The organism is Billgrantia aerodenitrificans, from assembly GCF_021404405.1.
GTDB lineage: Bacteria > Pseudomonadota > Gammaproteobacteria > Pseudomonadales > Halomonadaceae > Halomonas > Halomonas aerodenitrificans.
On record NZ_JABFTV010000022.1, the window covers coordinates 1 to 24,324 of the forward strand.

12 protein-coding genes are annotated in these 24,324 nt (G+C 57.9%); 1 reads left to right on the forward strand and 11 read right to left on the reverse strand.

Annotated elements, in window-relative coordinates:
• Nucleotides 1–90, forward strand: a 90-nt coding sequence (locus HOP59_RS23135; protein WP_234253517.1) for an IS3 family transposase, incomplete at its 5' end; no start/stop codon positions are given.
• Nucleotides 91–163: 73 nt separating this feature from the next.
• On the opposite strand, the gene HOP59_RS23140 is transcribed toward HOP59_RS23135, so the two are convergent.
• From HOP59_RS23140 to HOP59_RS23535, 11 genes are all read right to left on the reverse strand, one after another.
• On the reverse strand, nt 164–8,470 hold the full coding sequence (locus tag HOP59_RS23140; RefSeq protein WP_234255707.1) for a two-partner secretion domain-containing protein: 8,307 nt from the start codon (nt 8,468–8,470) through the stop codon (nt 164–166).
• Between the two features lie 38 nt (nt 8,471–8,508).
• Nucleotides 8,509–10,014 carry a ShlB/FhaC/HecB family hemolysin secretion/activation protein gene (locus HOP59_RS23145; RefSeq protein ID WP_234255708.1) on the reverse strand — a complete coding sequence of 502 codons (1,506 nt, stop codon included), beginning with the start codon at nt 10,012–10,014 and terminating at the stop codon, nt 8,509–8,511.
• 428 nt (nt 10,015–10,442) lie between these two features.
• Nucleotides 10,443–12,665 (reverse strand): sensor domain-containing protein, encoded by a 2,223-nt coding sequence (locus HOP59_RS23150; protein ID WP_234255709.1) that lies wholly within the window; start codon nt 12,663–12,665, stop codon nt 10,443–10,445.
• A gap of 478 nt (nt 12,666–13,143) precedes the next feature.
• Nucleotides 13,144–14,025, reverse strand: a complete 882-nt coding sequence (locus tag HOP59_RS23155) for a hypothetical protein (protein ID WP_010628908.1) — start codon at nt 14,023–14,025, stop codon at nt 13,144–13,146.
• Nucleotides 14,026–14,064: 39 nt separating this feature from the next.
• On the reverse strand, nt 14,065–16,506 hold the full coding sequence (locus HOP59_RS23160) for an MraY family glycosyltransferase (RefSeq protein WP_234255710.1): 2,442 nt from the start codon (nt 16,504–16,506) through the stop codon (nt 14,065–14,067).
• A 169-nt stretch (nt 16,507–16,675) separates the two neighbouring features.
• Nucleotides 16,676–18,844, reverse strand: a complete 2,169-nt coding sequence (locus HOP59_RS23165; protein WP_234255711.1) for a GmrSD restriction endonuclease domain-containing protein — start codon at nt 18,842–18,844, stop codon at nt 16,676–16,678.
• A 61-nt stretch (nt 18,845–18,905) separates the two neighbouring features.
• The gene (locus tag HOP59_RS23170; protein ID WP_010628911.1) at nt 18,906–20,249 is read right to left on the reverse strand and encodes a UDP-glucose dehydrogenase family protein; all 1,344 of its coding nucleotides are present in this window, start codon (nt 20,247–20,249) and stop codon (nt 18,906–18,908) included.
• A 121-nt stretch (nt 20,250–20,370) separates the two neighbouring features.
• Entirely contained in the window at nt 20,371–20,922 is a 552-nt protein-coding gene (locus HOP59_RS23175) for a hypothetical protein (protein WP_141638634.1), read from the reverse strand.
• Between the two features lie 56 nt (nt 20,923–20,978).
• A complete protein-coding gene (locus HOP59_RS23180; RefSeq protein WP_234255712.1) occupies nt 20,979–22,220 on the reverse strand; it encodes a glycosyltransferase family 4 protein in 1,242 nt (413 codons plus the stop codon).
• Between the two features lie 35 nt (nt 22,221–22,255).
• Entirely contained in the window at nt 22,256–23,977 is a 1,722-nt protein-coding gene (locus HOP59_RS23185; protein WP_234255713.1) for a heparinase II/III family protein, read from the reverse strand.
• A 52-nt stretch (nt 23,978–24,029) separates the two neighbouring features.
• Nucleotides 24,030–24,164, reverse strand: a complete 135-nt coding sequence (locus HOP59_RS23535; RefSeq protein WP_267966021.1) for a hypothetical protein — start codon at nt 24,162–24,164, stop codon at nt 24,030–24,032.
• Nucleotides 24,165–24,324: the final 160 nt, after the last annotated feature.

The window sequence follows — 24,324 nt, forward strand, 5'->3', positions numbered from 1 at the left end:
ATCCACTATTACAACCATCACCGGATGAAGCAGAGACTAAAAGGCCTGAGCCCCGTACAGTACAGGACTCAGGCCGTGGGCGCCGGCTGAATGAACCGTCCAACTATTGGGGGTCAGTTCATTCTTCTTGGCGGGGTTCGCATACCACACTTATCTGCTTACATCACTTCGGTTGAAACACCCACACACCATCCGCTCCAGTGGTATCGAAAGCGCTATTTCTCAACCCTTCGGTGCCGAAGAACGGATTCAGGTCAGCGCTTGAAACCACACCTTCAGTGCGTGGCGCAGACATGACCGAAGGCAGCAGGAGCGTTTCCATGAAACTCCTGTCATCCGCCAGTCTGCCCCCTGCCATACGGTCGTTGATGCTCAGACGAGACTGGTCAGCGGTATCGCCCACCAAGCGCTTCAGCATGTCGTCGCTCGCCTGCGGCGACACGACATTGACGAAGCCCGCCTGCACACTACCGGGCTCACTGGCATTACTGACGAGCCTGGGCGCTTGCAGCGTCACCCGTCCACCATTCAAGCCGGTTGACGTGGTGATATTGCTGACTGTGAGCAAATCGCCCGCAGAGTAGCTCACATGCCCACGCCCCGCTTTCGTGGTTACCTCAGGCGACATCACGACATGAGTGCCACCGGTAACCGCGATATTGCCATTCCCCGCGGTACTGATATCGGCCTGCTGGGTAACACCGCCTTTGGCAGTCAAGCTGACATTGCCACCATTACCGGTCGCAATACCCTGCTGAACATCCAGATCGCCTGCTGTGGTCAGTACGATGTCGCCACCACGGCTCTTCAGCGCCTCCTGCTGACCACCCAAGCCACCCAGGATCAGCGAGCTGGAGAGGCTGTTGAGATACACGCCACCGGCGCCACCATCGGCGACCAGCCGGCGGGCATCGACATCCAGCGCATTACCTGCCTGGCCAACACCGTTGCTCGCCTTCAGTTGAATCCGCTCGCCTGCCACATTCACGCGGGTATCGTTGTTGACGTCACGGATACTGCCGTTGCGTGCCTCGAGGCTGACGAGGCTGCCCTCACCGCCCGCCGTGACACGATCGACCCCCATGCCGCCATCCAGGGCACGCACACGGATGTTCCCGCTGGTGGTGGCAGCGCTCAGGCGGTTCAGGCCGTTACGTTCATCGAGGAAGATGCCACCGGCACCAGTGACCGTAGCGGCCAATGAATTGACATCTGTCTGCATGGCTGCAGCGTTGGTGCCAATGCCATCACGGGACGACAGCGTCAGTCTATTGGCGGCGATACGGGTACTGGCGTTGCCATCATCACGCAATGCCCCGGCTACCACTGCGAGGTCGACAGCGTTAGAGGACGATATACGACCTACCGTAGCATCACCGTTGCGCACCAGCGCCGAAACGTTGCCGTTTCCGCTACGAATATCCTCGAGGAATAGACCACTGGCAGCATCCAGCAAGACGTTACCCGACTGAGTACGTGCCACCAGACGGTCAGTGTCGACCTTGAGCGCACCACCAGAATCGTTACCGATACCCGATGCAGCGTTCAGCGTAACTGTATTGGCAAGCAGGCCATTACCGCCCCCTTTTCCGGAACGTTGGACGATCGCCCCACCGGATGTGAGATCGATAGCGCTGTTCGCACCACCAGCCTCCACGCTCTCCACGCCGATGCGACCACCGGCAGTCACACTGACATTGCCATCTGTGGTGATGACCTGTAGAAGATCGATGGCATCGGTTTCACTAACCTTGATACCACCGGCCTGCTGCACCAGAAGGGCGGCACGCTCCACCTGGGTCGAGACGTCGATTCCATGCTCAGCAATGACGGAGAGGTCCTTGGCAGAAATGCGACCCTGGCCCACCGTACTGACTTGCCCCTCGCTGTACATGTCGACACGGCCATTGCGAGCATCGATACGCTGAATATCGATATCCCCGCCGGCGGCCACATGCACATCGCCATTGGCGTTGCTCACGCGAGTCAGGAGAACGTCGTCGTGCTCCTCGATGAAGACGTTGCCAGAACCTGTGACGCTGGCCGAGAGACGATCTACATCGGTTTTCAACGCGCTAGCAGAGGTGCCAATACCATTGGCGGCCGTGACATCCAGCCCTTCCGCAATGACGTTACGTGCCACGCCGTCAGCGGCAGTCAGCGCGCCATTGCTCGCCGTCAGAACGACATCTTGCGCAAAGACCTCGGTCACATGGAGGTCGCCATCAGCCTCATAGCTCACGCTATGGGTAGCAGCGGTCAAGGCGCCCTCGGCCATCGCGATACTGCCTGCACTCGACGATACCGCCACGTCGCCGTGCTGGGCGAGTACGTAGGCCTCCTGCGTCACACCCGCGCTACCCGAGAGAACGACATCGCCATCGAAGTTGATGACGTGCTCATCCACGTACAGCTTGCCACTCTCGGCGGAAACGCGAATCTCGCCTCCCGCCGCACGCAGCCCCTCAATAGGGCCGCGTCCCAGGTTTGGCGTAACACCGCCAATCCTCAGATCACCCGAGAGGTCGGAGACGACGATACCGCCAGCGCCAGCCTCAGCCACAAGGCGTTCTGCATTGACTTTCAGGCCCTGTACATTGCCAATGCCAGTACCGGCATGCAGGCTCAGGTCGGCCGCCGTCAGGTTGGCCGGGCTATCGCCGGTGGCATTGATCGCCTCGTGGGCCACCAAAGTGATGGTCTCATCATCGGTGCCGGTAACGATACGGCCAACCTGGAGCGAGCCCGTCGCACTTTCCACCGTGACGTTGCCAGCCGTGGTCTCCAGCGACTCGATCACCAGGTCGTCATACTCAGCGATGTTGACCTCGCCGCCGGCGTTGGCAACCAGAGTGGCAACCGAAGTATCCAGCGAGCGAGTGGCGTTGCTACCCGTCGCCCCAATCGATCCACCGGCCGTCAGGCTAAGGCGATTGCCGATGACACGGGTCGAGGTGTCCTGGTCGTTATCGATGCGACCGCCAGCGGCAAGCACGATGTTGCCCTGCTCCAGATCGGCCGCAAGCGAGCCTACCTCGATGTGACCGCCCGCTGTCACCGAAATGTTATCGGCAACGAGATCACGCAGATGGATATCGTCATGCTCGCGCAGCGTGATGTTACCGCTGCCACTGACATGTGCCGTCAGATCCTGAGTGGCCGTATCGAGTTCGATGGAGTTCACCGCGTAGGCGACGACACGCTGGGCCTCCACATTGCGGGCCGAACCGTTGCCATCGACGATCGCACCGCCGCTTTCCAGGCGGATCGTGTTTTCGCTGGCAAGATCGGTGTCCTTGATACCCTGGTTGAGGACCAGATCTCCATCGGTGTCCAAGGTGATGTCGCCATCTCCCGATATGCCGACGGTGCTGCCCAGGCTATCGACCACGAGCGCCTGGCCCGCATTGCGGTTGAACACATGGACCCCGCCCGTTCCGGCATCGACCGCCAGCCGATCGACACGAGTGCGAACGGCCTGATCCATGCCTACACCGCCACCGGCAATGGCAAGCAGATCCGGGGCGATCAACTGACCGCTGCTCGGCACCCACAAGCCATTGACCCAGGTCCCACCGGCACCACGGATGGCGCCGCCTGCCTGCAGTGTGATGGAATCGGGGCTCTTCACCTCACCCACGATACTGATGTTGCCCTGGACATCGGTCACCCGCACGCTGCCGCTGGAAGCGATGTTACCGAGCCCCAGATCGCCCTGCGAATTCAGGTAAACGCCGCTGTTCAGATCACGACCGCTACCGGTACGCATATCCAGGCGGTTAGCCTCGATACCCAGCGGCTTGGCCGCCGACATGTCGATGTCCTGATTCAGATCGAACGCCGCAACCGCCTGCCGACGCAGCTGCTGGCTGGCATCGCGCGCCACTACCGCATTGAAATGAGCGAGATCGGCGATATTGCGAGACACCTGAGTGGTATCGCGCAGCGCGTTGGCGTGATTGAGCAGATTGGTGGCGCTGTAAAGATTGGCAATCGCCTGGTCCAGCTCGTTGTTCAGGCTGTCCAAGGCGGCCTGCTTCGGCCCCAGGTTATAGCGCTCATATTCATCCAGCGCCATGGCAGCGACAGACATTGCCAAGTCGACCACGGCAAAAGCCGCGTCGGCACCGGCATCGCCGCTGAACGGAACGGCCTGCATGGCACCGGTCACGATAGCCGCCGCATTGCGCACCACCGTCAAGGCGTTCAGCGTCGTGTTGAGCGTATCGACGATGGCCTCCGCCAGCGCCACATCCCTGGCGGCACGATTCACCTCATACTGCTTGGTCGTGCGGTTGTACTGTGCAATGCCTTGCAGCACCGCTGCATTCGATGCCATCACGATATGCGACTGCAGCTGCTGCTCGAGGATTTCAAGCACGGAGGCCTTGGCATTGGCTTCGGCCACACGCGCAGAGTATTCCGCGATAGCCGTATCGCGTACCAGCTCTGCCTCGCGATGGCCGGGGGTGTTGGCGATCAGGGTCACGTGGTCGCCGCGCAGGTTGGCGTTGGTCCCGTTACCATCCAGGATCACACCGTTACGCGACTCGACCCAGATATCGCCGGCCTGCGTGGCATTGCCACGTGCATCCAGCATACCAATGGTAATGTTGGACTCGGCATGCAGGCTGATATCGCCGCCGTCAGTCGTCAGGTTGCCGACGATGATGCTGCCGCGATACCCATCCAGCTCCGACTTGGAGAGCGCCGTCAGGGTAATGCTGCCGCCGCCGGGCAGGTAAATCGTATCGTTCTGGTTCAGGAAGACGATGTTGCCGTCGGTAGCCGTCAGCACCAGCCGACCGCCGTCCATGGTGATCACGCCGCCCTTGTTATCCAGAATGGTGATGCTGGTGGCGATGATACTCACACCAGAGGCGCCCTTGCCGACCAGGGTATTGCGATCGACCGCAATCGCGCCCAGGTTGGAGGCGTTGACATCGCCCGTACCGCCACTAGCGGAGAGGAAGCTGACGTCAAGCGCCAGGTCACCGTTGGCGCCCACGCCATTCTCAGCAGCAATCTCGAGAGACCTGGCCCGTACGTTGGGTGCCGTGACACCGGAGCCCCTGGCATCCTCGATACTACCGCCGCTGCGCAATTCGACCCCATTGCCGGCCGCAGACACGGTACCCAGCGCGATGTCCCCATCGGCACCGATACGAATGTCGCTGCCACTACCGGAAGACTGCGCGCGATGCAGATTCAGAGGGACATGCCCGCTCTGATAAGCGTAGATACCACCGTTGGTCGTATCGATCACGAGGTTGTCGACCATCATCTCGATGGCATCGTTGGCCGTGCCGAACTGGGTGGCGTTGACCTTCAGGCCTCGGGCCGAAATATTCAGTCCGCCACCGTTGCCGTCGGTAACCCGACCCTGCACGGCAAGCTCGACATCCTCCCCTGCCTCCAAGCGCCCGAGGATGAGATCGCCATGGTTGACCAGATCCACCTGGCCAGAGGCTTGCGCATCGACGAGCTGCATCGCCCCGAGGTTGGTCAGGTAGATATCGCCCTCGCGAGCCAGGAGCGACACATTGCCAGTCGCACGGGTAGAGAACGCGAGTTCCGCACTGCCTATCGCATCCGCCTCGAGCGACATGCCATCCGCCGTGACCCGGTAAGCGCCGGAGTCGTCCTCGCCTTCGATGCTACCCACAGCACGCAGCGTGGTAGAGCGACGCGAGTTGACGCTACCCACCGCCATGTCACCCGCATGAGTGACCGACACCGAACCGGCTTCACCGGTGCCGCTTGCCTGCGCGTTGAGCTGCAAGCGCCCACTGGACAGGTTATCGACGAAGATGTTGCCGTCGAGCGTAGTGAGATCCAACGAAGAAACATCGGTTCTCACCGCTTGAGCGCCGCTACCGATATGACGCCCCGCCTGCAGCGTGGCGCTATCGGCGGTAAGCAGTGCACCTGCCCCCTGAGTAATGCTTCCGGAAGCATTCAGGCGTGCATCGTTGTCGCCCAGGTCGATATTGCCCAGAACGATGTCGCCCCCCGTATTGGTAAAATCGAGGTCTAGCTCGCTGGCCAAGCCGCCGTTGTTCAGCGTCAACTGGCCATTGGTACCGTTGAAAGCCAGCACACCGTTGGCATTGGCAATGGCCACGCTGCCGCGGTTGGTCGTCGCGCTCAACGCCTCTGCAGCACCGACGTTGTCGATGAAGGTGCCGACACCCTGGTCGCGGGTACGTGTCGTCAGGGTACGAGCATGGGTCTCGATGGCGTTTGCCGCGGCGCCAATGGCGCCCTTGGCGGTAAACGCTACGGCGTCTGCCCGCACATTGAGCGCCGCGCCGTTGTTATCCAGGATACGTCCGTTGACGCTCTCGACACTGACCTGTCCGCCCACTGCATCGATGAAGCCAAGTTGGACGTCACCTTGGGTAGCGGAGAGCTTAACGTTATTGTCGTCGCCCTGGGCAACGATAGTCCCCACGGTCAGGCCGTTGCTCTCAGTGATGAATACCCCACCGTTGCCCGAGTTGGCATTGACGATGTTGCTTTGGGTACGCAGCGAAGCGCCATCCACGCCAATCCGGTCGTTGGCAGTCAGATCGATGGAACGCCCCACCAGCGAAACCGCATCGTCGGCGGCCATGATCGCACCTTGCTGCGACTGGACCACGAGCGCATCGGTCGCCGAAACCGTTCCGGTCAGGAACATGTCGCCCTGGGAGCGAATCGAGACATCATGCTGACCTACGGTCGTGCCATCGCTAAGGGTAATTTGACCGTTGGCATTGCTGATGGCGGCCGAAGCCACCGGCTGGCCACCAACCATGATGCGCTCACGGGCCGTGACATTGCCCACGACCAATTGGCCTTGCTGGTCCTCGACGTGAATGCCGCCATTCTGAGTAGAGGCGTTCAACACATCGACGCTGGTCGTAATCGCCTGGCCTGCGCTACCAATGGCGCCATCGGCCTCCAGGTTGGTGGCCCAGGCGGTCACGTTGGGGGTGGTGGTATTGGCTGATGTAATGCTGCCGTTCTCGGCCTTGATAATGGCCCGCAAGCCGTCCTCGGCCGAGTTGCTGCCGGTATCGATTTCGTTCAAAGCAACGCCACCGGCCACATCGGTAACCACGATATGGCCACGGTTGGCATGGGCGCTGAGCGTCGTGGCATCGACCCGCAGCGGGCTGCCTTCGGCCCCGATGGTCGAGCCCTCACCGGTCACTTCCAGGTAGAGGTTCGAGGCGGTAGCGGTACTGCCGGCAACCGCCGAATCGCTGACGATATTGCCTTGCGCGGTAACGCTCAGATCGCCTGCCGATACGCCTGACAGGGTCACGCCGCCATTGCGATTGGTGAACGCGATGTCCGTCGTGTTCGGCCCATTGGTCGACAGACGAGACTGCGAGTCGAATTCCAGGCGCAGGTGATGGTGCTCGTCCATCTCGATGGAAACCGGGCGGCTGGCAACATCGACGGTAAGGCTTTCAAGGCCGTCCAGTTCGTTGATGTACACACCGCCGACATTATCCGTCAGAGTGGCATCGAGATGCTCCGCCCGCGTCCTGATCGCCTGGGCCTGGGTACCGATACCGGTTCCGGCCTGGAGAGAAACCGTCTCCGCCTCGATCAGGCCCGCGCCGCTGATGGAAGCGGTCGCCTCCACTCGGGCACTCTCTGCCACCACACTGCCATACTGCTGAACGCTGCCGCCCGTCATCGTCAGCGAGGTAGCCGCAGTGATGTTGCCGGTGTTGACCACCGACGTCATCACCGCATTCGCCAGATCGGCACCAAGGGCCACGGTCTGGCCGTTGATATTGCCGCTGTTGGAGATATGACCCACCAGGCCCACCGGCACGCTGAAGTTGATCAGGTCGTTACCCTGAAGATCCAACCTATAGCTGCCATCATGGGCCAGACTAACCTTGCCCAGGTTAGCCACGATAGAGCCGCTGTTTTCTACGGTAGGAGCGATCAGATACAAGAAGCCATTGTCGCCAATCGTGATGGTACCCTGGTTTCTCACCGAGGCGGCCAGATTGTCGCTCTGGCTGAAGTGGAACCTGCCATCAATGAAATCATCGTCGGCGATGTCAAACGTCGTGGCCACCAGGCCCGCCACGTCTACCTGAGCCCCTGCCCCAAAGAGGATGCCGTTGGGGTTGATCAGGAACACTCGGCCATTGGCCTGGAGCCCACCGAGAATCTGTGATGCACCACCGCCGCCGACTACACGGTTAAGCGCAATATCACTGGCATTGTTCTGGACGAACCTTACCAGCTCATCGGTAGAGATGTTGAAGGTGTCCCAATTGATGACAGCTTTTTGTGACGTCTGGTTGATCAGTGTCTCGAGGCCATGGGTCGAAATGGAGGCCGTTCCCCTGGCGACTTCTCCATTCGTAGGAGCGGCAATAGCGCCGGTAGCATGACCAAGGCCAATGACCGATACCGCCACGATCACCGAGCTATTTTTCTTCTGTTTACGGTACATTCTAGTTTCCTGACGTAAGAAAAAAGGCGAAGCCAGAATCAGAAGCGATATCGCGCCTGGGCATAAACGTAAGAGCTGTCTTCGGTCTTGCTGCCCACCGGTACGCCCCAATCGACGCGCAGGTCGACGCTGTCAATGGGACGGACCAACAGGCCGATACCGAAGCCGGAGATATCCGTACTATCGTCCTGGTCGATAAAAGGCGTCTTGATGAAGACCTGACCATGGTCGGCACGTGCCAGCAGTTGGAAGCGGTCGTCACCCTGAATCAAGGCATAACGACCCTCAAGACTCGCCGTGAAGCCGCTATCGCCGGAATATGCCGAAGAGGGATGGCCCAGCACCGAATTGAAGCCGCCCACAGACCACTGCTCACTGGCAATCACGGAATCGAAGGCATACTGACCGCTCAAGCGGGGCATCAACAGCACCCGGTCGGAAAGGCGCTGCAAGCGGATCAGATCGAACGTCAGCTTGGTGAAATCGTTGTCGGCTCCCGCATAGCTCCGGCTGGAAAAAGCGGAGTCGTTTTCCATCGCGCCAAGAGTGTCACCCAACCCTTGGTGCAGATTGACCGAAGCGAGTGTTCGTCCGCCGATATCGCTCTTGTCCAGGCTCGCACCGAACCTGAGCTTGCGAGTCCGGTCATCCGACGTCGTGAACCCCAGCATGGTCTGCTCAAGGTTCTGCGCTTCCAGCCAGGCTTCGAGATTGATGATGTTGCGAGACGAGAGGACATAATCCTGGCTCACACCGAGCCCCCAGGAAGAGCTGTCGCCTTCGATCTCCAGCACCTTGAATTCCCGGCCAATCGAAACGTTGCCCTTGGAAGCGTAGGCATGAACGCTGGTACCCACGACATTGACAGGCGTCTGATAGGCCACATAGCCAAAGTACGCATTACCGCTGTCAAGGGTATGCATGCCGATGAAGTTCAGCTCATCTCCACGCCCGGTCACATTCGGTAGCTTGAGAGACGGCACGACACGATGCTCGCCACTATTCTTGCTACCGTAATTGTTGACCTCTACCGAACCCGCCACACGATTGGACTCCCTGACATCGACGAGCATGTCGGTAGAGCCGGCCTCCTGACCGGGCCGCAGGGTTGAGCTCACTTCGATACCGGAACGGCGGTTAAGCAGAGTCAGGGCACGCTCAGCGTCTTCCATGGTAAAGGCCTGGGAAGTTTGCAGGCCCGCAGCCGCCAACGTCTGAACGACACGAGAATCGCTGTAGCGCTGATTCCCTTCCACCTCGACATTCCCCAACCAACCCTCGAACACCGCAAGCTTGAGGTGCTGACCGTCAGCGAATGCCTGATCCGGAATGACCACTTTCACCAATCGATAGCCAGAATCGTGATAGTGCTGCTCAATGACTCGTGCCATCTCCTGCAATTCGGCAAAAGACAAAGGGCGGCCGATCTCATGCGCGATCAGGCTGGTAAGTTGCTCGTGGGTGAAGACATTTACCCCGGTGAATTCCACCCCCGGGATGGTAACCGTCGCTTCACCACTAACGGCCGGCGCTGCAGGCGCCAAAGGCAGCTCTACCGTTTCCGTCTGGGCAAAAGCTGCCCCAGAGGAAGCCAGACATACCAAACTTGCAGTGCAGCACACTGATTTCAGAAGGATTCTATTCTTAATCATAATTCCAAGACACATGTGCCCGTGGCGGCACAGCAGTAGCAGCCGCCTTCTACGAATAGAAAGTCATACGAACTTTCCGCCTGATCACGGCGAGATCAGAGCGATGCTGGGCAAGTGCCTGCGCAGGTCGCTTTAAACAGGCCGATCCTTAACACCTTTACTGCCTATCGTTACGCGTCCCGCGTACCTCACGTACTCGTAGCACGCCCCTCGTCTTTGGCTCTGGAGCGGGCCACACTCGTCCTGAACTCTCTATCGACAGGTGTCGAAGTTTCTTTAGGCCCTCTGAAAACTTTTTTTTCTCTTCGTAACGAAAGATCTCAAACCCCCGTCAGAAGCCGCTCATGGACTTCCTCGGCACCGTACGGCAGCCTGTCGGGCAAGCGCTTGAGCTCATGCAAGGGCACCGGGCGGGAAAAATGGAAGCCTTGTAGATAATCGCAGTGACGACGTACAAGGTCTTGCTGTTGTTCGATTTCTTCGACCCCTTCTGCGACGACGACCAAGCCCATATGGTGGGCCATGGTGATGATGCCCTGGACGATGGCCGCGCAATTACGATCGAACACCATGTCGCGAATGAAGCTGCGGTCGAGCTTCACCTTGTTGATAGGCAAGTCGCGGAGATAGCTGAGGCTGGAAAAGCCGGTGCCAAAATCGTCGAGCGCCACACGAACACCCAGCTTTCGTAGGCTGGCGATCAACGAAATCGCCTGCTTGGCCCCCTGCATCAGCACGCTTTCGGTCACCTCAAGTTCCAGCAGCTCTGCCGGAAGCCCCGTTTCGGCCAGGATGTCGCACACCTCTTGAAGAAAGCCTTCTCGACGGAACTGCAGCGAAGAAATGTTGACCGCAACAGGAAGCACCCAGCCATCATTTTCGAGGAGATCGGCAGCGTCCTGGCATGCCTGGCGCAATACCCAGCGCCCCAGATCGATGATCTGGCCAGTTTGCTCGGCCAAGGGAATGAAGATACCGGGCGAAAGCTGCCCACGTTTAGGGTGCGGCCAGCGTACCAACGCCTCTACGCTACGAACCGTTCCCGAAACGGCATCCACAATGGGTTGATAGTGAAGCTCGAACTGCTCCGACTGAATCGCAGCATGTAGATCATGGCGCAGCAGTACGAACTCGGTAACATCGCGCTGCCCCTCGCCGTTGTACCATTCCCAGGTGTTGCGCCCCTTCTGTTTTGCTGACGACATTGCCAAGTCGGCACGCTGCATCAACTCCTGGGCATTTACCGTGGGCTCACAGTTACATGCCAGCCCAATGCTGGCACTGATATGCAGTGGCTGGCCTTCGATCTCGATTGGATTGGCCAATGCATCAAGTAACCGCTGAGCCATCGAGGCCCCTTCATCTCGACAACCAAGGCCCGGTAAGAGGAGGCCAAACTCATCCCCCACCAAACGAGCCAGGGTATCGCCCGGCTCAACCTGGCATTGGAAGCGCCGTGCCACTTCCCTCAACAGCTTGTTACCAACATGATGACCCAGGCCGTCATTGACAGCCTTGAAGCCATCCAGGTCGAGCTGCATCACGACCAGCAGCCCCTGGCATTGGCGAAAGCTGGCTTCCAAGCGCTCCTCGAACACGAGACTGTTAGGCAAACCGGTGAGTGGATCGTGAGTGGCTTGAAACGCAAGTCTCTCTTCCTGCTCGCGATATTTCGTAATGTCCTGCTGAATACCGATGAAATGGGTGCACCTCTCATGCTCGTCCAGGATGGGGCTGATGGACAGATGGTTCCAGAAGGTACTCTTGTCCTTGCGATAATTGAGGAGCGTCACCTCTATCTCGGTATGGCGTTGCAAGGCACTACGGAGTGCATCCAGCGCTTGGGGATCCGTCTCCTCACCATGTAAGTAGCGGCAATTACGCCCCAACACCTCGTCGGGCGTATAGCCTGTAGTTTGGTAAAACGACTCATTGGCATACACCAAGGGCGTATCCGGCAATAAAGCATCCGCGATCATGATCCCGTTGGGTGTGGCCTCGACACCCCGCTGCAATAACCTGAGCTCGGCTTCTCTACGCTTGCTTTCGGTTACGTCTCGGCAGGCAGCATAAACGCCGGCAATCTCGCCATCCAACTCAATGGGAAAGTTGACGATCTCCAAGCAAATAACCCGGCCATCACGACGCACTCCCAACGCTTCATACTGACAAGTACTACCACTGGCGGCCTTTTCGAAAGCAGCCTGCACTTTATGCCGGTAGCTAGCCTCGATGAATTCGCAAAAATGATGGCCAAGCATTTCCTGACAGGCAAAACCGGTGATAGCTTCAAAAGCTTCGTTGCCCCGCTCGAAACGACCCGCGAGGTCCAGCCCGCAGATACCATCGGGATGGTTGAAGAACAAGGACCGATGCCTTCCGGCAAGTTTCCGGTGGTCGGCATGCAAAGCTTCCACCCACTGCGCAACGGCAACCAAGCTTTTCTCAACAGGGGCCTGGCACTGGCAAGCCATTATCTCATGCATTTTCTGCTGGGCTTCAAACAAAGAAAATTCGTGGCCAACTCGTTTCGTCAACGCCATCGCCCCCATTGCTCTCAGAGGACGACGCCTCCCTCTTGGAAGCGTCACCTAAATAAAAATCAACATCATCAACAACTGAAAATACACTTAGTTCAAAGCTCACCTCTCCCAATACCCTATATCGGCAGAAATTAAGACACCTTAAGGTGTGAGGGGCATTTTTTTCGGTTTTTAACAGCGCCCGTTCATCGGGAACCGCGGCCACCCGGCACGGCTTACCTCGCTGGAATCGTCCATCACCTGGCCACTGGGCGCGACATGTCAGACGACGCCATCAGCGCAAGCCTTCGTGGTTGCTTTTCTTTGCAGACTAATGAAATTAAGGCAGCTCGGGTAGACTAGGCCAAGCATGCGCAAGGTGGCCAATCGGCCCGACCTCGGCTGCACAGAAAATTTCGCCGAAGAAATAAAAAACGCCCGCGAATGCGGGCGTTTTATGGGTAAATCCGAATCTAGTAAAGACGTACAGTATTAACGACTAACTCGATGAATAAAGCTCATCCACACCGTAACTTTTTACCTTGGGGTGATTCAATATGTATTGCCAAGCTTCTTCAGCATTGGCAAACGGCTCGAAGCCATACACACTGTCCAATTTTTCCACTACAGCTCTCAGGTACAAAGGAGTAGCATATTTTCTGACTTCCTCATTCTGCTCATAGCGATCTTCTTGCAGCAGAGCTAGCATCCAGAACAGCGGCCGCCACCATGAGTAAGAGAAATCACATTTCCGGATCACCTCACTCGAATTGCTTTGACCAGCCAGAAGTGTAAAGTAATTAATCAGCTCATCGAGCTTGTAGCGATATCGTTGCTCTTCGGATCTGAACTCATCGTATGTCTTGCAGTAAGTCACACGCTTGATTTTATCCCAACTTTCTTCGGGAAAAGGCAGCTGGTCGGCTACGAAAAACCGGCTCACCACGAATTCACAATACTTCCTGCTTGCCACGCAAGGTATCAGCACGCTCATTGATGAGTCTTTCACCTGCTGAAAGTACTCACTGCAGTAGACTTGAAACAGGTCGAGAACGGACTTTTCATTCGCATGCACCGCCATGGCCAAGTTCGCCTGCGCCATTGAGTGGTTTGCACTCGCCGTCTTGGCCAGTTCGTCTCGCGTTTCCTGCAGTTCCTTGATCTGAAGGAAAATGGTCAAAATCACGCCGCCGAAAGCAAGCCCAGCAAAAAGCGCGTTAATACTACTGAAGATATCCGAAATCGGCTGGGGGCTGAAATCACGCATCAAAGGCTGTACACCAAAGTACCACGCCCCCAGCCACACCCCGAAGATCAAGGAAAAGACAACCATCACCAGATTGATGATCGCCCTTCGCGTAACACCCTTATGACTATTCATGGGACTCCCATTTATTCAACGTTATCAATAGGGTCATCCTTACTGGCCGTCAGCTGACCTTGCCTCGCTTTGTTGTAACGTCCGGTTTTCAGACACACCCACAGATTTCAAATCACCCTGTGCGGTTGCGGCAAACCACGACTGAAGGCTTGCATGCGATTTACGCATGCCTACCCAGGAGTGATGAAACGCGGCGGTAGCCCCACACGACACCAGCAGCACGACCAGGGCCAGCGAGCCTGCATCGCGAATCGGCACGGCGAGTACGAACATGGTAACCACCGCCGCCGCACAGTTGAGCAACGCAATGGCCCAGGCCGCCGGCCAAATCTTCTTGATCGCCACCTGCAGTACCGCACGTACCAACAACACCGTTACCGCAGCAAACCCCACTACCCCCACCAGGCCGAAGCCGACGACAACCCCCGCATACAGCGAATGAAACCCCTGATAGCCTTTCAACCACAGCCCCACATCGCTGGGTGCCATGCTGCCAGTACCGAACAGCAGATTCCCCTGCCACTCGCGCCACGCCTGCGCCCACAGCATCAGGCGCTCGGTACTGCCAGGATGCACGGCATGCGCCGTGATTACTTCGCCCTTTAAGGTCAGGAAGATGGCCTGCAAGGGATGCAGCAGCCCCGCCACCAGGGTTCGATCGTCACTGACGAGTAACTGCCAGGTCACCAAGCCCAACAGCAGCATCAGCAACAAGCTCAAGATACCCACCAAGCCGAACTGGCGACTGCGATAAATGCCCATCATCAGTGTTATCCCGGCGAAACAGAGCACCCCGGCCATGGCACCTAGCCAGCCCGTGGCGTAGCCACTCGCCACCAGCACTACCAACACCGGGATGGACATCAGCAGTGCCCCGCCCACCTGATAGGTGGGTCGCCAGCCAATACCGAGGCGTTGCACACCTGAGAACAGCATGGCCAGCAGCATCACGAAGCCGATACTGGCGACAAAGCCCGTTTGGGAAGGGTTGCCCCAGACATGCGGGTTGGAGAGCACACCGCTGCCTAGGCGCTGCCAATCGGCATGCGCGACGAAGGACGCCACCGCGCCTAGCAAGAAGACCACGAACAACCAAGGCCACTGCAGGCGCAGTTGCGCTAGCCACCAACCAATAGGAATGCTGAAGCTACCGGTAATCAGCAGCAGTGGCAGCCAGTCCGGTGAGACGGGTACCGTATTGCTCGCCCCGATCGTCCTCAACGCGACATAGCCGCCAAGCCCCAAGCTGACCCAGAACAATGGCAGACGAGTCGCATCGCGCAAGAAGGTGGGCAGTGCAAACAGGGTGGCCAGCAGTACCATCACCGCCCCTAATCCGCTCAGCCAGGGATTCAGCGTAAGCGTGAACAGCGCCAGATAGAGCCCGACCAATGCCAGGCGCCGACGCCAGCCATACACAATGGGGCGAGTGCGCAGCATGACGCCATCCGTCTGGACATTAGCCAGAAAAGCAGCCCCTCGGGGACTGGCATACAGCCTTCGCAGCGCCTTGCTGGTACGCCAGGCATGCTTGACGAAGACATAATGCGCCACGGCAGCGCCCAACAGGCCGACCAGCAGCAGTACATCCGGAACGCCGACCAATGAGCCCACTACCCCCACCATCCCCAACGCGGCGGAAATCATCATCAGCGCCACGGTGGCCGAGCCTGGGCTGAACCCGGCACGCAGGAAGATATGGTGCAAATGGTCGCGGTCGGCGGAGAATGGGCTGCGCCCCTTGCGAATGCGGCGGATCATCAAGCTCAGGGTGTCCATCACCGGCATGACCAGAATCCAGCCATAGGCCACGGGGCTGATCACCGCGGCGTCTTGCTGGGAAAGCTCGATCACGAACCAGGCAATGGCAAAACCCAGCGCCATACTGCCCGCATCGCCCATGAACACGCTGGCGCGCTTGCGCCACGGGTGGCGCATGTTGAAGAACAAAAACCCCACCACTGCCGCCGCCAGCGAGACGATCACCACCAGCAGCGAGACCTGACCCTGCACCGCCGCGATGATGCCAAGCCAGGTCAACATGACCAGCACCGTGCCCCCCGCCAGGCCATCGATGCCATCCATCATGTTCACCGCATTGATCAGCCCCGCCACCGCCACCACGGTAACCGGCACCGCCAGCCAGCCCAGCCGAAGCTCCCCTACCATGGGAAACTCGCCCAGCAGGCTCACCACCTGGCCGCCCCATACCACCATGAGCACGGCAGCCACCAATTGCACGCCCAGCTTGACGGTGGAGCGCATGTCACGGGCATCATCGATCACCCCACACGCCACCAACAGCGCCATGCCGGCGAACAGCGGCCCGAACCCACTCTGCTCGACCGGCAAGAGCGGCTGCACCAACAAAAAGCCGATAAAAACCCCAAGGCCCCCGGTCAGCGGCACGACACCGTCGTGCTGCTTGCGCCCCCCGGGTTTATCGGCCAGCCCCACCGCCGCCGCCGGGCGACGAAGCACAGCAATTGCAATGGCTGAAAACATCATGGCCAACAGGGGAATGAAACTCCATGCTCCCATAAAACTCCCTACGTATCGTTATCGCCACGACGTGGATGCGCTTTCTATGAAGCGCTTCGCTCACGCATGGCTCGTTCTTGATGTATGGCCTGCCGGTTAAAAAAGGTGCCTAACTTCTGTCGACTTCCACTCCGCGACAGTTCTGGTACCAATTGATGAAATCAACCAGCTCATCCGTATCGCGCAGCTTCCATGTCAACACTTCGCGGCCCAACTTCAAGCGTGGGCAGTTCTTGGAATTCAAATTGGAATTACGCGGCGTGGTCGCGTCATATCGCATGGCCATGACGAACCCGCTCTCCTCAACGTCCGGCACCACCTCCGTCCACAGCGCGATACCGCTTCTATTACGCTCCAGCGCCAACTCCAGCCCGCCATGTGTACGAAAGCCCGCGATGTACTTGGTGGGTTCGGCAATGCGCTGCAAGAACGCCGCCATTACTTCCTCAGCGCTCTCAGCTTGGCGCAAGCCATCGCCGGGAGCCCCGCTCTTCTCAGGCTCCCCCCGCTGGCTCGTCGCAGCACCGTTAGACTCACTCTGCTGAACCCGGCCCTGCTCATCGTTGTGGGGCTCGCTGGGAGCATCGGGGGTTTCTTCGCTTGCCGGCAACTCGTGCAGCACTGGCTTGAGCCTTTGCAGCAGCAGCTTCTGCCGCGCCTTGAGAAAGTCATCGAAGCGCTCGAGCGCCCAAAGCTCTTTCTGGCGAGGAATGAGGTGCATCTCCAGATATGCGTCGCTCTTATCGGCAAACCACTCCGCGGGCAGCTTGTCCCCCTTTCCGCCCGGGCCGTTCTCCGCTGCCGTAAGCAACATGCAGTTCGACAATTGATCGCGCACCGCAGCGGGATAGCGCATCAGCGAATGACGACCCGTCTCCGGGTTGTAATCCTTGACCTGGCGTAACGCACTCTGCGGGAAAATATGGTCGACCTGAGGCGCGTTGCCGGCATACGCCGGTTCATAGTCGTACTGGCGATACCACAGATTGAACAGCAAATGGATCTGGCGCGAGCCGTACTGTATGCCCAGCAGTACGTCGTCGGTGAGGTCCAGGCTGCGACCATCCTGACGAATCAGCTCGAACAGGCGGGGTACGTCGAAATCCTCGTCAGTATCGATTTGACGCGTCAGCTTATTGATCAGGTTGTCCGGCCGGCCGCTGAAGGCCTGGGTGACCATTACGCGCAGCACGAAAGAGGCGAGACCTTTGGCACCGGCCCACTTCTCCGGATAGTGATAGCGGAAATAAATCAGCGGCAGCAGGCCATTGTACGAGGTCAGGGCATGGTGGCTGCGCACGAACGTGTGGTTGCGCAGGAAGTCCCGAACATCGCATACGGCCGCGGTTATCTTGCCCCAGTTCTCGATAATTCTGGCGCGCGTTGTCTCATCGCGGAACTTGGCCACGTCGTAGTTGGCCCCCTTGCCCAGCAGTACCAGGCAAGCCTTGAGCACCAAGTCACGATCGAACCTGTAGCCGCCGGCGTTGAGGTCTTCGAGCAAGCCCTCCATACGCGCGTCTGCTTCGTCCCAGGCGCTGGTGAGCAGGGAAAACAGCAAATCCGACTTGCTCAGTTGCGTACCGCCCGAGTTGGCACGTATGAAAATCTCGACCACATCGTTTTCGGTGTAGGCCTGGGGGTTATCGACACTATCCAACAGCTGGTACGCGATACGCTCCTGGGCACAGAACACATTATGTGCACGCCAGACGTTTTCGACGATGCGATTGAACGATTCGGCGGGCAACGGCGTGGACGAACGCTCGGCCAGCTCCGTCCCCAGGTGATTGGGCATACCCTTGTAGAACACGATGTCCTTGAAGCGCACCCAGGGGAAGATCGCCTTGCCGGGCTTGAGGAAGCGAAATTCGTAGCGAATGTCGTCGGGCGAGACCGGGTTGCCGCTGCCGACATTGAAGAACAGCTCCTTGCCGTCGTAGCTTCCGCTCAGCCCGATGTACAGACTCTGCAGGCGCTGCTGCCCATCTAGCACCAGCATCTTCGGCTTGTCGTTCTCCGGTACCTGATACTGGCTGAGCGGCTTACCCGGGTGGTAATGATCGATGAACTTGCGGCACTTGATGCTCGCCGGCGTGCGCCACACCAGCATGGTGCTGATGGGGTAGTCGCGCATCAGCGAATCGAACAGCCGCTCGATCTGCTCCTCACGCCAAACGAAAGGACGCTGGATGTTGGGCAGCCAGAAACCGCCCTGCTGCTCCGGGTCGTTGAGATACGAAACGAGCTTGCGAATGGTATCGTTATGGTTCTTCATCGATGCGCTTTCCTACGTCATCGTCGCTACGGTGGCACAACATCCGCTTGGTGGTTTGCGCTCAGCCGTGGCTAAGCGTCGCCTGCCGCCCCACCGAATAATAGGTAAAGCCCTTTATTGCCATGCGTTCAGGCGAGTAAAGGTTGCGGCCATCGAAGATTACCGGCTCACTCAGCTGCTGCGCGATCAAGGCGAAATCCGGTGCACGGAAGCTTTTCCATTCCGTGACGATAACCAGCGCATCGGCGCCGCGCAGGGCAGCCTCCTTGGTGCCGCACAGCGCGAGGTCATCACGGCTGCCGTAAAGGCGCTGTGCTTCTTCCATGGCTTCAGGATCATAGGCCTGCACCCGAGCACCCGCCTGCCACAAGGCTTCCATCAGCACCCGGCTGGGCGCCTCGCGCATGTCGTCGGTGTTGGGTTTGAAGGCAAGCCCCCAAAGGGCGAATGTCTTGCCGCTCAGCTCGCCGCGGAAATGCCGCTGAATCTTGTGGAACAGGGTCGTCTTCTGCTGCGCATTGCGCGCTTCCACGGCTTTGAGCACCCTGGCATCGAAGTCGATCTCCTCGGCCGTGCGGATCAGCGCCTGCACGTCCTTGGGGAAACAGGAGCCGCCGTAACCCACCCCGGGGTAAATGAAGTGGTAGCCGATACGCGGGTCGGCGCCGATGCCCTGGCGTACCGCCTCGATATCGGCGCCCAACCGCTCGGCCAGATTGGCCATTTCATTCATGAAGCTGATCTTGGTGGCCAGCATGCAGTTGGCAGCGTACTTGGTCAGCTCCGCGCTGCGCACATCCATCACGATCATCTTCTCGTGATTGCGATTGAACGGCGCATAAAGCTCGCGCAGCACCTCGACGCTCTCGGGGTTCTCGGTGCCGATGATGATGCGGTCCGGCTTTTGGCAATCGGCAACGGCGCTGCCTTCCTTGAGAAACTCCGGGTTGGAGACCACATCGAACGTCAGGTCATCCCGCCCGCGCTTGGCCAGCACCTCGCCGACGCACTGACCCACCCGGTCCGCCGTGCCCACCGGCACGGTCGATTTGTTGACGATGATACGCGGCGCCGACATGTGCTCGGCGATGGTTTGCGCCACCTTAAGCACGTACTGCAAATCAGCGCTGCCATCCTCATCCGGCGGCGTGCCCACCGCAATGAACTGCACCTCGCCATGCGCCACACCCAGCGCGGCGTCGGTCGTGAAGCACAGCCGCCCCGCCGCCAGGTTGGCTTTCACCAGCGCCTCGAGCCCCGGCTCGTAAATCGGGATAATGCCCTGCTCGAGCTGCGCCAACTTGTCGGCATCGACATCGACACACACCACCTCATGGCCAGCATCGGCCAGGATAGTACCCTGAACCAAGCCTACATAGCCGGTGCCAAAAACTGTCGCTTTCACAAAATAGTCTCAACCTTTGACGAATGAAAAAATAATTATAAAACCCACCCTGAGATAAAATTAACCTCTTATCCAGGAAGAAAAAGAAAGTATTCAGGAACGGAAGTACCTATGACGAACTTTAACTTCCCCCTTCCCTCGCCCATCGATTAAGCTCATTAACAACTTTTTTCAAATTTCTTACAGGATACCTGCCCCCCTTTACATCTTCTATAAACATTCGCTCCGGATAGACATAGTCCCCGTCACGAGTTTCTATCAGCATCTCTTCAACCTTCCCACTTTCAACTATAAATCTTTCAAAAAACTCAGCCTCATTTAGTTTTTTACTGGTTCTGTTGGAAGAATATGCAGAGGCAAAAAAGCTATGAGGATTTTCTAATTCATTTAAATTAACCTCACCCTCACTTATTTCCCAAGGATCCACAATGGCACTCGACAATTCAACTTCGCCTATAGACAGGACCCACTGGCTAACAATTACCGGACGCCTACCTTGGTTCAATATTTTAAGATATACAAAAGGAAGGCCTTTCTGCTTAGGAGAGAAGCTATGAAATTGAACCTCAAGCCAGGCATTCACTCTAGCTCTATCATTATAGAAATTATAAAGACTCATCCCCAGACTAACTAGAGACATAATGATCGCTATTACAGCAGTGAACTCACCCACAACACCTCACCAATCAATATTGAATTCAAAAAAAACCATGAAATGCAACATCAAAGCTAATTTTTAACTTTATTACCACACTTCAGCACTATGCCAAATGCTGCCAGCATTTTCTCAGCTTGATGGTCTCGAGAGTATGTAGCTGCTGCTGCCAGTCCTTGTCTTCGAAGCTCGTCCCGTTGCTCCAAATTGTCCTTGAGGCCTTCAATTGCTGCTGCCATGGCTACTGGATCTTCCGGGGGTACACAAACCCCAGCGCCAGATTCACGCAAAATACCGGTGCCTTCCCCTTCTGGGATCGACATTAAAACCGGAATGCCCATGCCCATACATTCAAACATCTTGGAAGGGATGACACTTTCGAATACTGGCGTATCCCGTAGTGGAATCAGAGCCAAATCACACAGGGACCAGTATTTCGGCATGGCTTCCTTGGGTTGTCGCGGCACAAAGCGCACATTCGATAGTCCTTTCGCCTTGGCCCGCTCCACAAGCTCGGTTTTTGCAGCACCTGCTCCCACAAAAATGAATACGATATCGTCGCGGTGCTTCAACTGCTCAGCGGCCTCCAGCACCTTGTCCAGAGCATGCGCCATGCCATGAGTGCCGAGGTAGCCCACCACGAACTTCCCTTGCAGCTCATGCTCTCGTAGCAGAGACTCGTCGGCCGCCATGGGTTGGTAACGTGATAAGTCTACGCCATTGAGGACGACATCGATCTTGTCACCCTCAATACCGCGCTCCATGAGATCTTTCTTGAAGGCGTGCGTCACGGCTACGACTCGGCTTGCACGACGATAAAGAAACAGCTCGAGCTTTTCCAACCAGCGTATCGTTCGGCTCTCTCGCATTGCACCCACGGCAACAATCGAAGCAGGCCATAGATCGCGGAGTTCAAAGATGAAAGGCTTACGGCGCACGGCTGCCAAGGCCCAGCCACCAACAGCGGCGAAGAACTGTGGAGAGGTGGCGACAATAACATCAGGCTTCTTCTGAAACAGGCCAACAAAGAAGCCGCTCACCATGAACGAGACATAATCCAAGGTTCGTTTGAGGAAACCTTCGTTCGAAGTGATATAGCTTTTTACCCGAACAATGCGTATCCCATCCCAATTTTCCACGGCATACCAGCGATTGCGGTAACCAGGAAAAACCTTACCCTCAGGAAAATTTGGTGCGCAGGTAATCACCGTTACTTCATGCCCGGCTTTGACCCAGCGGGTTGCATGCTCATAGAGGCGAGTAGCTGGAGCATTGGTTTCAGGTGGGAAGTTATCGGAAATGAAGAGTATGCGCATAAAGGAAAACTGTCTTGATAGCGATATAAAGGCGCTTAGCTGTACGCCCAAGAAAAACGCGTAAGGCAATCACTGTGAGTAAAATGCACCACGAGACATTGATTTTCTTGAGATACACCAAAGCGAGGGTGCCAGGCCGTAGTCTCAACCTCTGCTCGGCCCCCTTCGATGGAAAATGAAATCTTTTGCCCACTAGGTAATGTCAGTCGGCCTCGCTTTGGATCTGCAAGCGATAACGACACAGAAGGGTGGCAGTGAAAACGAGCCTTGGCCTGCCCGAAGCGCCCTCTCAGACTATCCGCCACGGTCAGCCTTCCATCACCGATACACCACTCACGGCGATGCTCGACGCGGCCGGGCCGGCGCCGGTAGCCGTCGTGACTGCCCTGCACTGTCAAGCTCCCTTCCTCTACGCTGATCCGTACGGGCCCAGGGCGAGCACGCCGCGCAACTCGGAAGCCGGCCCATACTTCGGATGAGTTTTCGTTATCGACCACTACCGTGTTGTGAGCCGCAGTAGAGCGCTGACGATGTCGTTCTACGTCATCGCCGTATTGGGAAGTCCCCGAATTGACCAGTACGCGCTGTCCAAACAGGCTTAGTTCAAAACTAAGCGTATCGGCATGGGCATGGCCGGGCTGGTAGTCCGGCCCTACCGGCGCTACATCGATTATGGCCTTGCCGCCATGATCCCATTCCACCGCCACATAGCCGCTCTCTCTGGCATGCCGCGCAGCGTAGCGAACCCCCTGGGTGACGATTGAGGTTGCGGCCAAGGGCTCGGGGATCTTGAGCCCCAATCGCTCGGCATAGGCGTCTAGATTCGCCAAGGTGGGAGCAACACCGAAAGCGGCATCATTGAAAAAGCCGATTTCGCCGTCCGGATGGCTCATCCACTGAAGCCACCCCAACCCGCGCTCTAGGAAAGAGCGCCAAGCCGCGGCACGCTCCCGCAGAGCCACCAATCCACTGCACTCGGACAGATGAATCAGGTCGGCCAGATCCCATAGCAGTGCGGCGTGATACATGGGCGAGCGCTCGAAGTGCGCTCCATCGGCCAAGAACTGCTCGGGAACTTGCTCATCGAGAATGTCGAGCCCCTGACGTAGCCAGCGCTCGGCGTCCTCGCCTTGCAAAAATGCGCCGACAAAGGTCAGTGCCTTGCCGTTGGCGAAGAGGTGGTTGGCCAGAATGTGGAATTCGCGTTGGGCCGAGAGCGCCTGAGCCTGGCGCGCCAGGCTTGCAAGCCAAGGTGAGGGAACGGGCTCTCCACTCTGCCATTGCTGCCCGCTCAGCCACTTGGTCAGGTTCACCAGCCGCAATGAGAGCGTATAAGGCTCCCAGCCATTGCCTACGAGAGGCGGATTCTCATCAAGCCAGCGCTGCACCAGCGCCCGGTGCTCGACGGAGCGTTCATCGGCATCCTGTGCACAAAGATCGTCCAGGTAATGCAGGTTATAGAGCCATAGCTTGCTCTTGCCGGGATGGTTCCAATCTTCCGTGCTAGCCAACCCACCCCGTTCGCCGAGGAACTGGAACTCGAACTCATTCGATTCCCCCTTGCCTATCAGCACCGGCGGCATCCAGGTGGGAGCCGACCAGCTATCGACCCAACGGCGCCGCTCTGCCTGCCCCAGCGGGGCCATGGCCTGCCGACGCACACGCTGGCGCAGCAAGCGGTAATATAGTCGCCAGCCGATTTGTCCCGGCTTGAGGTAGCGAACGGTATGAAACAGACGGGTATAACGCGTCAACATCAAAGCAATTCCGCAACGAGATAAACAACGCCAGAGACCCGGCGTCGAACTGTCATTGGCCGAGCTTTTCGATGAAAGCCTCGACGACGCCGGTATGAATATAAAGTGGGTTGGCATGATGAATGGCCCAAGCTGTCTGAATCGCCGCCTCTCGATCCAACTGGCCTACCCGCACCAGCTCCAGCATCAACCACAACCCCCACCGGCTGGCGACACCCTCTTCCTGGAGTTATCGTCAAATCTGGTGGATGACGGTCAGGCCGCATTCCTGTCTGATTGATCGGCTACTTGCTCTCCGTCCTGAAACTTGACGTTGCTGACGACCAGTTCCAGCTTCTGGAAGTGCT

Bases quoted from the DNA above. Each gene is read 5' to 3' on its own strand.
- HOP59_RS23140 (WP_234255707.1), bottom strand. From the start codon at position 8,470: ATGTACCGTAAACAGAAGAAAAATAGCTCGGTGATCGTGGCGGTATCG.
- HOP59_RS23150 (WP_234255709.1), bottom strand. From the start codon at position 12,665: ATGGCGTTGACGAAACGAGTTGGCCACGAATTTTCTTTGTTTGAAGCC.
- HOP59_RS23155 (WP_010628908.1), bottom strand. From the start codon at position 14,025: ATGAATAGTCATAAGGGTGTTACGCGAAGGGCGATCATCAATCTGGTG.
- HOP59_RS23165 (WP_234255711.1), bottom strand. From the start codon at position 18,844: ATGAAGAACCATAACGATACCATTCGCAAGCTCGTTTCGTATCTCAAC.
- HOP59_RS23180 (WP_234255712.1), bottom strand. From the start codon at position 22,220: ATGCGCATACTCTTCATTTCCGATAACTTCCCACCTGAAACCAATGCT.
- HOP59_RS23185 (WP_234255713.1), bottom strand. From the start codon at position 23,977: ATGTTGACGCGTTATACCCGTCTGTTTCATACCGTTCGCTACCTCAAG.
- HOP59_RS23535 (WP_267966021.1), bottom strand. From the start codon at position 24,164: ATGCTGGAGCTGGTGCGGGTAGGCCAGTTGGATCGAGAGGCGGCGATT.